Annotated in this window: 8 protein-coding genes; 4 read left to right on the top strand and 4 right to left on the bottom strand. The window is 68.7% G+C overall.

The genetic code is table 11. The features are described 5' to 3' along the window. The first annotated feature begins 16 nt into the window (after window positions 1-16). Together AVL48_RS33495 and AVL48_RS33500 are read left to right on the top strand one after the other, a co-directional pair. On the top strand, window positions 17-1,474 hold the full coding sequence (locus AVL48_RS33495) for a flavin-containing monooxygenase (RefSeq protein WP_061981439.1): 1,458 nt from the start codon (window positions 17-19) through the stop codon (window positions 1,472-1,474). Continuing rightward, entirely contained in the window at window positions 1,471-3,138 is a 1,668-nt protein-coding gene (locus tag AVL48_RS33500) for a GMC oxidoreductase (protein WP_061981438.1), read from the top strand. Before AVL48_RS33495 ends, AVL48_RS33500 begins: the two co-directional genes overlap by 4 nt. A gap of 71 nt (window positions 3,139-3,209) precedes the next feature. Here AVL48_RS33500 and AVL48_RS33505 read toward each other — a convergent pair whose 3' ends face one another. Beyond that, window positions 3,210-4,703, bottom strand: a complete 1,494-nt coding sequence (locus tag AVL48_RS33505; RefSeq protein WP_061981437.1) for a chitinase — start codon at window positions 4,701-4,703, stop codon at window positions 3,210-3,212. 160 nt (window positions 4,704-4,863) lie between these two features. On the opposite strand from AVL48_RS33505, the gene AVL48_RS33510 reads away from it, so the two are divergent. After that, window positions 4,864-7,239, top strand: coding sequence for a Tex family protein (locus AVL48_RS33510; RefSeq protein WP_061981436.1), 2,376 nt, complete (start codon window positions 4,864-4,866; stop codon window positions 7,237-7,239). Window positions 7,240-7,305: 66 nt separating this feature from the next. Here the strand turns inward: AVL48_RS33510 and AVL48_RS33515 are convergent, their stop codons facing one another. Both AVL48_RS33515 and AVL48_RS33520 read right to left on the bottom strand, forming a co-directional pair. After that, window positions 7,306-9,036, bottom strand: coding sequence for an acyl-CoA dehydrogenase family protein (locus AVL48_RS33515; protein ID WP_061981435.1), 1,731 nt, complete (start codon window positions 9,034-9,036; stop codon window positions 7,306-7,308). Between the two features lie 24 nt (window positions 9,037-9,060). Beyond that, window positions 9,061-10,398, bottom strand: coding sequence for a serine hydrolase domain-containing protein (locus tag AVL48_RS33520; RefSeq protein WP_061981434.1), 1,338 nt, complete (start codon window positions 10,396-10,398; stop codon window positions 9,061-9,063). Window positions 10,399-10,672: 274 nt separating this feature from the next. Between AVL48_RS33520 and AVL48_RS33525 the strand changes: the two genes are divergently transcribed. Further along, a complete protein-coding gene (locus tag AVL48_RS33525; RefSeq protein WP_061981433.1) occupies window positions 10,673-12,316 on the top strand; it encodes a DEAD/DEAH box helicase in 1,644 nt (547 codons plus the stop codon). Window positions 12,317-12,338: 22 nt separating this feature from the next. On the opposite strand, the gene AVL48_RS33530 is transcribed toward AVL48_RS33525, so the two are convergent. Next, window positions 12,339-13,271 (bottom strand): acyl-ACP desaturase, encoded by a 933-nt coding sequence (locus AVL48_RS33530; RefSeq protein WP_061981432.1) that lies wholly within the window; start codon window positions 13,269-13,271, stop codon window positions 12,339-12,341. Window positions 13,272-13,350: the final 79 nt, after the last annotated feature.

Genomic DNA, 13,350 nt, shown 5'->3' on the forward strand with positions numbered 1-13,350 from the left:
GGTAGCTTCGTTCGGCATGGGCGAGACGAGCGTGCTGATCGTGGGGACGGGCTTCGGCGGGGTCGGAACGGCGATCGAACTCAAACGCGCCGGGTTCGACGACTTCACCATCCTGGAGAGCGCCGCCGAACCGGGCGGCGTCTGGCGGGAGAACACCTACCCGGGCGCGGGCTGCGACATCCCCTCGCCGCTGTACTCGTTCTCCTACGAGCCCAATCCCGACTGGCCGAAGCGGTTCTCGCTGCAGCCCGACATCCACGCCTACCTCAAACGCGTGGTCCGCCGCTACGCGCTCGAACCGCACATCCGCTTCGACACTCGCGTCACCAGCGCGTCCTTCGACGAGGAGCGCGGGCTCTGGCGGGTGGAGACCGCGGACGGCGAGACCTTCGAGGCGACCGTCTTCGTCCCCGCCGTCGGGCAGCTCTCGCGGCCGGTGCTGCCGGACATCCCCGGCCAGGACACCTTCGAGGGCCCCAGTTTTCACTCCGCGCGCTGGGACCACGACGTCGACCTGCGCGGCAAGAGGGTCGCGGTGATCGGCACCGGCGCGAGCGCGATCCAGTTCGTGCCCGAAGCCCAGCGCCAGGCCGCGGAACTGACGGTGTTCCAGCGAACCCCGCCCTACATCCTGGCCAAACGGGACACGCGCTACCGCCGCTGGCAGCAGCGGCTGTTCCGCTCGCTGCCCGCCACGCAACTGCTCGGCAGACTCCGGATCTTCCTTCTCGCCGAGTACGCGACCTACGCGATGACCAAACATCCGTCGCTGGCCAAGGTCTTCGAACTCCGCGCGGCCCAGTTGCGCCGCCGTCACCTCAAGGACCGGGGGCTGCGCACGAAGCTCACGCCGGACTATCCGTTGGGCTGCAAGCGGATCCTGTTCACCAACGAGTACCTGCCCGCGCTGGCGCAGCACAACGTCGCGGTGGAGACCGGCCGCATCAGCGCGATCACGCCGTCCGGGGTGCGAACCGAGGACGGCGTCGAGCACGAGGCCGACGTCATCGTCTACGGAACCGGTTTCGCGGCAACGGATTTCCTCGGCGAACTGAAGGTCGAGGGCCTCGGCGGGAAGTCACTGTCCGACGCGTGGAAGGGCGGCGCGCGGGCGTATCTCGGCATGACGGTGCCGGGCTTCCCGAACCTGTTCTGTGTCTACGGGCCCAACACCAACCTCGGCGCGGGCTCCATCATCTACATGATCGAACGCCAGGCGCGCTACATCCGCCAAGCCGTCGAACACCTCAGCCGTCCCGGAGTGTCCTATCTGGACGTCGTCCCCGAGGTCGAACAGCGCTACGACGAAGAGGTCCAGCGACGGCTCGCCGACAGCGTCTGGACGACCTGCGCCAGCTGGTACCGCCAGGACAACGGCCGGGTGACCACGAACTGGCCCGGTTCGGTGACCGAATACCACCGCCGGACGAAGACGCTCGACCTCGGCGACTACCGGACGGCGGGATCGCGATGAACTACGACGTGCTGGTGATCGGCTCCGGTTTCGGCGGCAGCGTGACCGCGTTGCGGCTGACCGAGAAGGGCTACCGCGTCGGCGTGCTGGAGACCGGCCGCCGGTTCGCCGACGACGAGTTCGCGAAGACGTCGTGGCGGCTGCGGAAATACCTGTGGGCCCCGAAACTGGGTTGCTACGGCATCCAGCGGCTGACTCTGCTGAAGAACACGTTCGTCCTGAGCGGCGCGGGCGTCGGCGGCGGCTCTCTCGTCTACGCGAACACGCTCTACGAGCCACCGGACACCTTCTACGAAGACCCGCAGTGGGCGCATATCACCGACTGGAAGGCCGAACTCGCCCCGCATTACGGCCAGGCGAAACGGATGCTGGGCGTGGTGGAGAACCCGCTGGTCACCCCGGCCGACCGGGTGCTGCGCGAGGTCGCGGAGGACATGGGCATCGCGGACACCTACCGGCCGACACCGGTCGGTGTCTACTTCGGCAAGCGCGACGTCGACCCCTTCTTCGGTGGCGAAGGCCCCGCGCGGAAGCCGTGCACACACTGCGGGGAGTGCATGACCGGCTGCCGGGTCGGCGCGAAGAACACGACCGTCAAGAACTACCTGTACCTGGCGGAAAAGGCGGGCGCGGCGGTCCATCCCCTGACCACCGCCGTGTCGGTCCGGCCCATCGAGGGCGGCTACGCGGTGGATACCGTCCAAACAGGACGGTGGGTACGCAAGCGCAAGCAGACCTTCACCGCCTCGCAGGTCGTGTTCGCCGCCGCTTCCCTGGGCACACAAAGGCTTCTGCATTCGCTGAGGGACTCCGGCACGCTGCCGAACCTGTCACCAAGGCTGGGGTTGCTCGCCAGGACGAACTCCGAGGCCGTCCTAGCCGCGCGATCGCTGCGCGAGGACACCGACTTCACCCGCGGCGTCGCGATCACGTCGTCGATCCACCCCGACGCCGTCACGCATGTCGAACCGGTGCGTTACGGCAAGGGCAGCAACTTCATGGGCTTGCTGACGACGGTGCTCGTCGACGCCGAGCCGGGGAAACACCGGTGGGTGCTGGGTTTGCGCGAACTCGTGCGGAATCGCCGGCACCTGGTGCGGCTGCACAACCCGCGGCGCTGGTCGGAGCGGATGGTCGGGCTGCTGGTGATGCAGACGCTGAACAATTCCGTGACCACGTACACCAAACGCGGGCTCTTCGGCCGGCGCATGACCACGAAGCAGGGCATCGGTGACCCGAATCCCGAGTGGATCCCCGCCGGACACGAGGTCACCCGGCGGGTGGCGGACAAGATCGGCGGGCTGGCGCAGGGCGCGTGGACGGATCTGGCGAACATCCCCATCACCGGGCATTTCATCGGCGGCTGCGCGATCGGCGACAGCGCCGAGACCGGCGTCGTCGATCCGTACCAGCGAGTGCACGGCCACCCCGGGTTGCACATCGCCGACGGCTCGGCGATTTCGGCGAACCTGGGCGTGAACCCGTCGCTGACCATCACCGCGCAGGCGGAGCGCGCGATGTCGTTGTGGCCCAACAAGGGAGAGGCCGACCCGCGGCCACCGCTGGGTTCCCCCTACCGGCGCCTCTCCCCTGTCGCCCCTCTCAAGCCCGTCGTGCCCCCGCACGCCCCGGCCGCCCTCCGTCTCCCCCTCACCCCGCTCTGACCCCCGCATTTCGTCCTCTGAATGCGGTAGTCGCTAGTGCGAACCACCGCATTCAGAGGACGAAACGCGTTTCACGGGAGGCCGGCGAGCCCCGCGCTCACGGTGTTCGACCACGCGTAACCCTGCGAGGCGTCCCAGTTGATCGACCAGGTCATCGCGCCGCGGATCGTCGGGTACGTCGTCGACGGCTTGAACGAGCCGCAGTTCGTGCCCTTCGCCAGGCAGTTCAGCGCGTTGACCGTGTTACCGGGCGCCTGGTAGCCGCCACCGGCCGCCGAGCCCGACGCGGGCAGGCCGAGCCCGACCTGGTCGGCCCGCAGGCCGCTCTGCAGCTGGATGCAGGCCAGCGCGGTGAGGAAGTCGACCGTGCCCTGCGAGTAGACCTTCTGGTCGCAGCCGAGCATCGAGCCGCTGTTGTAGTACTGCATGTTGACGATCGTCAGGATGTCCTTGACGTTGAGCGCCAGCTTGAAGTACTCGGCCGCCGGGCTCTGCATGTCGATCGTCTGCGGCGCCATCGTGATGACCGTGCCGCCCGCCGCGTGGATGCTGCGCAGCGCCTGCGCCATGTAGGTCGCGTTGACGCCGTTCTCGAGGTCGATGTCGACGCCGTCGAAGCCATAGGTCGCGATGAGCGACTTCATGCTGTTGGCGAAGTTCGCCGCCGCGGCCGAGGAGTCGACGCGGATCGTGCCCTTCTCGCCGCCGACGGAGAGGATGACCTTCTGCCCGCGTGCCTGTGCCGTCTTGATGTCGGCCTTGAACTGCGCGTCGGTGTAGCCGCCGAGCTGGCTCGAAAGACCGGAGTCGAGGGTGAAGGTGACCGCGCCCGGCGTGGTCGTCGCGTCGGCGAAGGACACCGCGATGATGTTGTACTTCGTCGGGACGTCGGCGAGCTTGAGCGCCTTCGCGCCGTTGTAGAAGTTCTGCCAGTACCCGGTGATCACGTGCTTCGGCAGGTTCCCGGTCGGCGGGGTGCTCGTCGTGGTCGTCGGCGAGCTGGTGGTGGTGGTCGTCGTCGGGCTCGTGGACGTCGTCGGCGTGGTCGGCGTCGTGGTCGGTGAGCCGCCGGGGCCGTCGAGGTTGACGTCGTCGGCGAAGTAGGCGGGCTGGCCGTACCAGCCGTGCAGGTAGATGTCGACGCTGGTGGTGGACGCGCCGGTGGTGAAGGTCAGCGACAGCTGGGACCAGCTGGCACCGCCCTGGGTCCAGGTGTTCTTGTCACCCGTCCCGGTTCCGGTGACGCCGAGGTAGGTGTAGCTGCCCTGCACCCACGCCGACAGCGTGTACGCGGTGTTGGCCTTCACCGGCACGCTCTGCGAGCAGCGGGCGTTGTCCTGCCCGGCCGGGGTGGCGCTGAGCGCGCGGCTGCCCGAGTGGACCGGTGTGCTGACCACCGCGTTCGTGCCGGAGCAGGTCCAGCCGCTCGTGGTCCCGAGTTCGAAGCCGGGGTTGGTCAGGATGTTGGCGGCGGAGGCGCTGCCCGACACCGCGAAAGTCACCCCCAGGCACACGGCCAGTGACGACAGCAAGGCGAGGAACGCGTGTTTCGGCTTGACTTTCACAGGTGGCCTCCACGAACGGGTGACGTCGGCCACCTCAAAATGGACTAGACCAATACGCCTGTCAAGGTTTCGGTTAAGGGAGGCCATACGAAAGTCGGCTCGGTACGAGCGGCAGAATGCAGAGTCCAGAGCACCCGAGGGCGGATTCAGGAGCGTGGGAGTGAGCGTGCAGGGCCTGCAGACAGTCGAGCAGAAGATCGCCGAAGAACTCGGTGTGCGCGAAGGGCAGGTCAAGGCGGCCGTCGACCTGCTGGACGGCGGATCGACCGTGCCGTTCATCGCCCGGTACCGCAAAGAGGTCACCGGGATGCTGGACGACAGCCAGCTCCGCACGCTCGAAGAACGCCTCCGCTACCTGCGGGAACTCGACGAGCGCCGGGTCGCGGTGCTGGACTCGATCCGCAGCCAGGGCAAGCTCGACGAGGCGCTGGAAGCGTCGATCATGGCGGCGGACACGAAGTCCCGCCTCGAGGACATCTACCTGCCGTTCAAGCCGAAGCGGCGCACGAAGGCGATGATCGCCCGCGAAGCCGGTCTGGAGCCGCTCGCCGACGGGCTGCTGAGCGACCCGAACACCGACCCGCAGGCCGCCGCCGCGGTGTTCGTCGACGCCGAAAAGGGTGTCGCGGACGCGCAGGCCGCGCTCGACGGCGCCCGCGCGATCCTCGTCGAACGCTTCGCCGAGGACGCCGACCTCATCGGCGAACTGCGCGAGAAGATGTGGTCGCAGGGCCGGCTGGCTTCGAAGGTCCGCGACGGCAAGGCCGAAGAGGGCGCGAAGTTCTCCGACTACTTCGACTTCTCCGAGCCCTACACCAAACTCCCCTCGCACCGGATCCTCGCGATGTTCCGCGGCGAGAAGGAGGAGATCCTCGACCTCACGATGGAGTCCGAGGAGCCCTCCGAAGAGCCGCGCACCGGCCCCACCGACTACGAGACCCGCATCGCGCACAAGTTCGGCATCTCCAACGAAGGCCGCCCGGGCGACAAGTGGCTCAACGACACCGTCCGCTGGGCATGGCGCACGAAGATCCTGCTGCACCTGGGGATCGACCTGCGGATGCGGCTGCGCCAGTCGGCCGAGGACGACGCCGTCCGCGTCTTCGCCGCGAACCTGCGCGACCTGCTGCTCGCCGCCCCGGCCGGCACCCGCGCCACGATGGGCCTCGACCCGGGCTTCCGCACCGGCGTCAAGGTCGCGGTGGTCGACGCGACCGGCAAGGTCGTCGACACCCACGTCATCTACCCGCACCAGCCCGCCAACAAATGGGACCAGTCCATCGCCGAACTCGCCGCGCTGTGCGCCCGGCACAAGGTGGACCTGATCTCGATCGGCAACGGCACCGCGTCGCGCGAGACCGACAAGCTCGCCGGTGAGCTGATCAAGAAGCATCCGGACCTGAAGCTGACCAAGGCCGTCGTCTCCGAGGCCGGCGCGTCGGTCTACTCGGCGTCGGCGTTCGCTTCGCAGGAACTGCCGGGCATGGACGTGTCGCTGCGCGGCGCGGTCTCCATCGCGCGACGGCTGCAGGACCCGCTGGCCGAACTGGTGAAGATCGACCCGAAGTCGATCGGCGTCGGGCAGTACCAGCACGACCTGTCGGAGGTCTCGCTGTCGCGTTCACTCGACGCGGTGGTCGAAGACTGCGTGAACGCGGTCGGCGTGGACGTCAACACCGCGTCGGCGCCGCTGCTGACCCGCGTCTCCGGTATCACGACGGGGCTGGCGGAGAACATCGTGGCGCACCGCGACGCGAACGGGCCGTTCAAGACCCGCTCCGGGCTGAAGGAGGTCGCGCGACTCGGCCCCAAGGCCTTCGAGCAGTGCGCGGGCTTCCTCCGGATCCCGGACGGCGACGACCCGCTCGACTCGTCCTCGGTGCACCCGGAGGCGTATCCGGTGGTGCGGCGGATTTTGTCCTCCACCGGCACGGACATCCGCTCGCTGATCGGCAACTCGCGGACGCTGCAGGCGCTGAAGCCGTCGGAGTTCGTCGACGAGACCTTCGGCCTTCCGACGGTGACCGACATCCTTGCCGAACTCGAAAAGCCGGGCCGCGACCCGCGTCCGGCGTTCAAGACCGCGACCTTCGCCGAGGGCGTCGACAAGATCGGCGACCTCAAGCCGGGAATGCGGCTTGAAGGCGTCGTGACGAACGTGGCCGCGTTCGGCGCGTTCATCGACGTCGGCGTGCACCAGGACGGCCTCGCGCACGTCTCCGCGCTGTCGAAGAACTTCGTCAAGGACCCGCGTGAGGTCGTCAAGCCCGGCGACATCGTCAAGGTGAAGGTCCTGGAAGTCGACGTGCCGCGCAAGCGGATTTCACTGACGCTGCGGCTGGACGACGAGCCCGGCAAGCCTGCTCGCGAGCAGGGCGGCGGCCGTGACCGCGGCCAGGGCGGTGGCGGCCAGCGTCAGGGCGGCGGTCAGCGTGGCGGCCAGGGCGGCCGTGGTGGCGGCCGGGACCGCGGCGGCAACTCCGGGGGCGGCGGCGCCATGGCGGACGCGCTCCGGAAGGCCGGCTTCGGCAAGTAGGTCTCAGAAGTCCGTGAAGGCCTCCTTCCCTACTCTCAGGGTAGGGAAGGAGGCCTTCACGGACCTTTACGGGTTCATGGCGTAGGCGCCGGAGAGGTCCCGCACCAGCGACCACACGTGGTCGAACCGCGCCGCGTCGACGACCGGCTTCCGGATCGAAGCCAGCGCGAGTGCCTGCTGCGCCTCGGTCGAGGACGACTTCCCGTGCAGCTCGACCGCGGTGGCGCTGAAGTCCTGCACCAGGATGGCGAAGATCTGGTCGACGACCTCGGTCTCGATGCCGGTGATCTCGGCCTGCTCCAGCACCAGCTGCCCGTAGACGACGAGGGTGAACAGCTCGGTCAGCGCGAGGCCGAAGTCGATGTCCTGCTGCTGCGCCTCGTCCGGTGCCGCGTCGGTGAACAGCTTCACCAGCGCTTCGGCCTGTTCGGTGAACCGCGCGACGTTCGGGATCGTGGACGCCTTGGCGTAGGCCTCGCGCCAGTCGTGGAACCGCACCTTCGAAAGCCCGCGCGCGGGGCCCTGACGGAACAGGAACTCGTCGTCGGCCGCGTCGGAACGCGTCGGCACCGGCTCGTAGTCCTGGGGCGCGAACAGATACGCGGGCACGAACTTCGCGATCAGCGCGAGGTTCACCGCCACCGTGCCTTCCAGCTTCGGCAGGCCGTCGATGTCGTTCTTGGACATCGCCAGGTAGGTGTCGGCCTCGAAACCCTTGGCCGCCACCACGTCCGCGACCAGACCGATGACCTTCCGCGCCTCGGTGGTCACCTTCATCTTGGTGATCGGGTTGAACAGCAGGTACCGGCGGTCGTCCGGGTTCGCGCTGCGGAAGTAGTCCACCGCGCGGTCGGAGAACAGCTTCATCGCGATGAGCCGCGCGTACGCCTCGACGAATTCCCTGCGCACGTGCGGGAATTCGGTGACCTTCTTGCCGTAGAGCACCCGGTTGTGCGCGTGCGTGATCGCCTCGTACAGCGAGTGCGTCGACATGCCGATGCCGCCGAAGCACAGGTTGAACTTGCCGATGTTGACCGTGTTCAGCGCCGCGGAGAACGCTTCGGAGCCGACGTGCAGAATGTCCTCTTCGGACACCGGGTAGTCGTCGAGCCGGAACTCGGCCACGTACATCTGTGACGGCACGACGTTCTTCACCACGTGGTAGTTCGGGTGTTCGGAGTCCGCGTAGAAGAACACGTACTGATCCGGGCCCTCGACACCGTCGATACGGCCGAAGACCGACACGGTCCGCGCGCAGTTCCCGTTGCCGATGTAGTACTTCGACCCGTTCGCGCGGTAACCGCCCGCGCCGTCCGGGGTCAGCACGAGGTCCGACGAGTAGATGTCGGCGCCATGCTCCTTTTCGGACAGTCCGAACGCGGCGACGCCGCCGGCCGCGAGCGAGTCCGCCGCGCGTTTGCGGGCGGCCTCGTTCGCGCTCTGCCACACCGGGCCGAGGCCCAGGATCGTGACCTGCCAGGGGTACCAATAATTCAGCCCATAGAAGCCGAGGATCTCCGACAGTGCGGCGACCCGCGCGGTGTCCCAGCGCTTGTCGGGATTCCCTTCGGCGCTGGCACCGGGAGTGAGGAACGTCGAAAAGAGCCCTTCCTTGCCCGCGAACTCGATGAAGTCCGCGTAGAAGGTGCGCTCGTGGTAGTCCTCGACGAGCTTGCGCTTGCCTCGCTGTTCGAACCACTCGATGGTGGCACGAAGCAGGCGACGCGTCTCCGGGTCGAACTGCCGTGGGTCGTACCCACCCGGGTTCAGCAACAACGCGGTCGCCTTTTCGCTCATCGTCACTCCTGGTCGCCGAAGTTACTACTCGGTAACCGTAGCGCGCCGCTTCGCCGTCCGGCCACCGAACTCGACCGAAGTCACCTCCCCGTGCTCATTCCGCAGGAAGCGCGCGGTGGGTTTCCGGGTGTCGGCGGCCGGGGCGATCGCGTCGTCGCCGACGAACACGGCTTCGAACGGCGGCGGCGACGGGAGGCCTTCGACGTCGGCGACCAGCTGGGCCTGCAGCGCGCCGTCACGGTCGCTGACCACGAACGCCAGGTCCCCGGTCTGGTAGCGGCCGAGGTACTCGGCGATGTCCGGCTGGGGCACCGGCGGCGGGCTCGCGAGCGGAGGCAGCCCCACCAGCTTCTCCAGGCACCAATCGACGATTTTCGCGCCCAGCGCGGAGCCGCCCGCGCTGTTGGTCAGCACGGTGACGGCGAAGTCCTCCTCGGGCAGGGTCACGAAGTCCGACAGCTGCAGGTTGCTCACGTTCCCCCCATGCCTGACCAAACGCGCGTCACCGTGGCTCGTGTGCAGCCAGCTCAGCCCGACCTCCTCGAACCGCAGGGCGGCCTTGCGCTGTGGCGCGCGCAGGAGGTCCCGGGACGCGGCACTGAGCGGCGGCTCACCCTCGGCCTCGCCGGCCAGGAAGAACCGGGCCCATTTCAGCTGGTCGCCCGCCGTGGACCACAGGCCGCCGCTCGCGCTGTCCGCGCGGGTCAGGCCCACGGTGTGCTCGACCGCCGGACCGCTTTCACGCACCACATGACCGACGGCGTGACGGCGTGTGAGCACCTCCCACGGCAGGTAATACGACTCGGTCATGCCGAGCGGTTCGAGCAGCCGGGCGCGGACGACGTCCTCGAAAGGTTCGCTCGCCACCACCTCGACGACCCGTCCGGCCAGCTGGAACCCGGCGTTGCAGTAGGAGAACACCTCACCGGGCGGGAAGTTCTGCGGCAGTTCACCGAACTTCGCGATGGCGAGGGCCAGCGCGTCGTCACCCCAGCCGGTCGTGAAGTCCACGTCGCCGAGGAACCCGGCGGAGTGGGTGAGGAGATGCCGGAGGGTCACCGTCTTCCGCGCGACCGGATCCGCCAGCGGAAGATCGGGCAGGTACTCGACGACCGGCCTGTCCAGGTCCAGCAGGCCGTCCTCGACCAGGGCCATGACGGCGGCCGCGGCGAAGGTCTTGCTGGTGGAGCCGATCATGAACAGAGTGCCGGGATCGACCGGCAGACCGGTGTCCACACTGGACACTCCGGTGGCGAAAACCGACTCCTCGCCGCGGTAGGTCACCCCCACCACGGCTCCGGGGACAGCCACCTCCCGCGCCCCCTCGTCGAGCACGCCTTGCAGCTCCTGAACGTTCGACACCCGTGTCCCCTTTCGTACGGTCAGGCCAGCGTTTCACCGCGACGCCGCGGCCGGCTCGTCCGAACCGACGAACATCGCCGGACCGATGCGGGCGATATCACGTAGTCGGGGAGATCACGACCCGCTACACTGGAGCCGCGGTCCGCTCAGTTCTGCCTCGGGCCGCGTTTCGTTGTCGAAGACCACGCGCCGCGGCCCCCCGAGGTCTGCGCCGGGCAGGACAACCCTTCCTATCCGTACGGAGATACCAGGGCGCACCTGTGCCCACACGCTTATGAGCACACCTACTTTCACCGAACTCGGCCTGCCCAAGACCCTCGTGGACTCGCTCGCCGAGCAGGGCGTCACCAGCCCGTTCCCGATCCAGGCCGCCACGCTGCCGCATTCGCTGGCCGGGCGCGACGTCCTCGGCCGCGGCCGCACCGGCTCCGGCAAGACCTACGGCTTCGTGCTGCCCGTCCTCGCCCGGCTCGCCGCCGGCCCGACCCGGCGCCGCCCCGGCCGTCCGCGTGCGCTGGTGCTGGCCCCGACCCGCGAGCTGGCCACCCAGATCGAAGCTTCGTTCGTTCCACTGGCCAAGCCGCTCGGCCTCAAGGTCACCACCATCTTCGGCGGCGTCAGCCCCAACCCCCAGATCACCCGGCTGCGTGACGGCGTCGACATCGTCGTCGCCTGCCCCGGCCGGCTCGCCGACCACATGCGTTCGGGCGAGGTGAAACTCGACAACATCGAGATCACCGTGCTGGACGAGGCCGACCACATGGCCGACCTCGGCTTCCTGCCCGACGTCCGGCGCATCATGGCCGAGACCCCGGAGCGTGGCCAGCGGCTGCTGTTCTCCGCGACCCTCGACGCCGGCGTCGACGTGCTGGTCAAGCGCTTCATGCACGATCCGGTCACGCACAGCGTCGACTCGGCGCAGTCGCCGGTCTCGACCATGAAGCACCACGTGCTGCACCTGGAGGAGGTCCACCGGCTGCCGGTGCTGATCGACCTCACCGCGGCGCCGGGTCGCACCCTGGTGTTCACCCGGACGAAGCACCGCGCCAAGCAGCTGACGCGCAAGCTCATGGCCTCCGGCGTGCCCGCGGTCGAACTGCACGGCAACCTCGGTCAGACCGCGCGGACGCGGAACCTGGAGGCGTTCTCCTCCGGTGCGGCGAAGACACTGGTCGCGACCGACATCGCCGCCCGCGGTATCCACGTCGACGACGTCACGCTGGTCATCCACGCCGATCCGCCGGTCGAGCACAAGGCGTATCTGCACCGGTCCGGCCGGACGGCGCGGGCCGGGGCGTCCGGCACCGTCGTCACGCTGATGACCGACGCGCAGGTCGGCGACGTCCGCGACCTCACCCGCAAGGCCGGCATCAAGCCGACCACGACGCAGCTCGGCCCCGGCCATCCGCTGCTGGCCGAACTGGCTCCCGGCGAGCGTTCGTTCACCGCGTCACCGCGGCGGCCGATCGTGGACACCCGGCCGAAGAAGGTCTCCGCCAGCGGCGAGGCCATCCTCGGCAAGGGCGACGACGAAGAGGACCGCCCGCCGAGCCGTGGCCGCGGTAACCGCGCGGGCCGTGGCCGTGGCCCGTCCGCCGGTGGTCGGGGCGCTTCCGGTGGCGGACGTCGCAGTGGTGGCTCCTCGGAGGGCCGCTCGCGCCAGCCTCGGGCGGAGGGTGATCGCCGCGGTGGCGCCCCCGCCGGTCAGGGCCGTCGCGGCGCCGAGACCACCGGACGTCGCGAAGGCGCGCCCAAGGGCGGCCAGGCTCGTCGTGGTGCGGCGGAGTCGCAGCCGCGCCGCGGTTCCGGGGCCGCGAAGTCCCAGTCCCGCACCGGCTCCGGCGGCGCTCCTGCCCGCCGTGGCGGTGCCGCCGCGTTCTCGTCGGGAACCCGCGCCGGAGCCCGCCGCTCTCGCTAGAGCATTTCGCTTCGCCGTCCGGTCAGCGCCGGGCGGCGGAGCGGGCTTCGGCGGCCGCGCGTCGCTCTTCGAACCGCGACGCCTGAGTGTCGAGGGCCTTCAGGAACTGATCGAGTTCGTCCCTGGCCTTCTCCCCGACCTCGCCGAGCCCTTCCAGCTCGAAGATCTTCCACTGCCGCAGCAGCGGCCAGATCACCTCGTCGTGGTGAATCCTCAGGTCGTAGATGCCCGCCTTCGCGATGAGCGCGGCCTTCCGCACGAAACTCGGGATCACGGCGCCCGGCATCTGGAACTGGACGACCTCGTCGGTGATCGCGCGCATCATCGCGTCGGGGGTGAGCTCCAGCGACGCCTGCACCAGATTCCGGTAGAAGACCATGTGCAGGTTCTCGTCCATCGCTACCCGGGAGAGCAGCTTCTCGCACAGCGGATCCTGCGTGTACCGCCCGGTGTTCCGGTGCGAAATCCGCGTCGCCAGTTCCTGGAAGGACACGTACGCGAAGACGTTCAGCAACGCCTTGTCGCCGCTGTCGTATCCGGCCTGCATCGTCTGCATCCGGGCCCGCTCCAGCTCGACCGGGTCCACCGCGCGCGTCACCAGCAGGTAGTCGCGGATGCAGATGCCGTGCCTGCCCTCCTCCGCGGTCCACCGGTGCACCCACGTGCCCCACGCGCCGTCGCGGCCGAAGGCCCGCTCGATCTCGCGGTGGTAGCTCGGCAGGTTGTCCTCGGTGAGGAGGTTGACCTCCAACGACGTCCGCGCGATCGGCGACACCCGCGACTGCTCGGGATCCCACGGCTCGCCGCCCAGTTCGGCGAAGTTCTTCCCCTCGCTCCACGGCACGTACTCGTGCGGCATCCACTCCTTGGCGACCGAGAGATGCCGGTTGAGGTTCTCCTCGACCGTTCCCTCCAGCTCGAGCATCAGCCGGGTGCTTTCGGGGACCGTGGTCATGCGTTCGTCCTTCCTGGGTACGGAAAACGCCTACCTACGACACCGTAACTTACGGTCTCGTAGGTAGGCCACCGACGGA

Origin of the sequence: Amycolatopsis regifaucium, from assembly GCF_001613935.1 — a bacterium.
GTDB lineage: Bacteria > Actinomycetota > Actinomycetes > Mycobacteriales > Pseudonocardiaceae > Amycolatopsis > Amycolatopsis regifaucium.

Coding starts and splice junctions, on each gene's coding strand:
- AVL48_RS33495 (WP_061981439.1), top strand. CDS start 17: ATGGGCGAGACGAGCGTGCTGATCGTGGGGACGGGCTTCGGCGGGGTC.
- AVL48_RS33525 (WP_061981433.1), top strand. CDS start 10,673: ATGAGCACACCTACTTTCACCGAACTCGGCCTGCCCAAGACCCTCGTG.
- AVL48_RS33500 (WP_061981438.1), top strand. CDS start 1,471: ATGAACTACGACGTGCTGGTGATCGGCTCCGGTTTCGGCGGCAGCGTG.
- AVL48_RS33530 (WP_061981432.1), bottom strand. CDS start 13,271: ATGACCACGGTCCCCGAAAGCACCCGGCTGATGCTCGAGCTGGAGGGA.
- AVL48_RS33515 (WP_061981435.1), bottom strand. CDS start 9,036: ATGAGCGAAAAGGCGACCGCGTTGTTGCTGAACCCGGGTGGGTACGAC.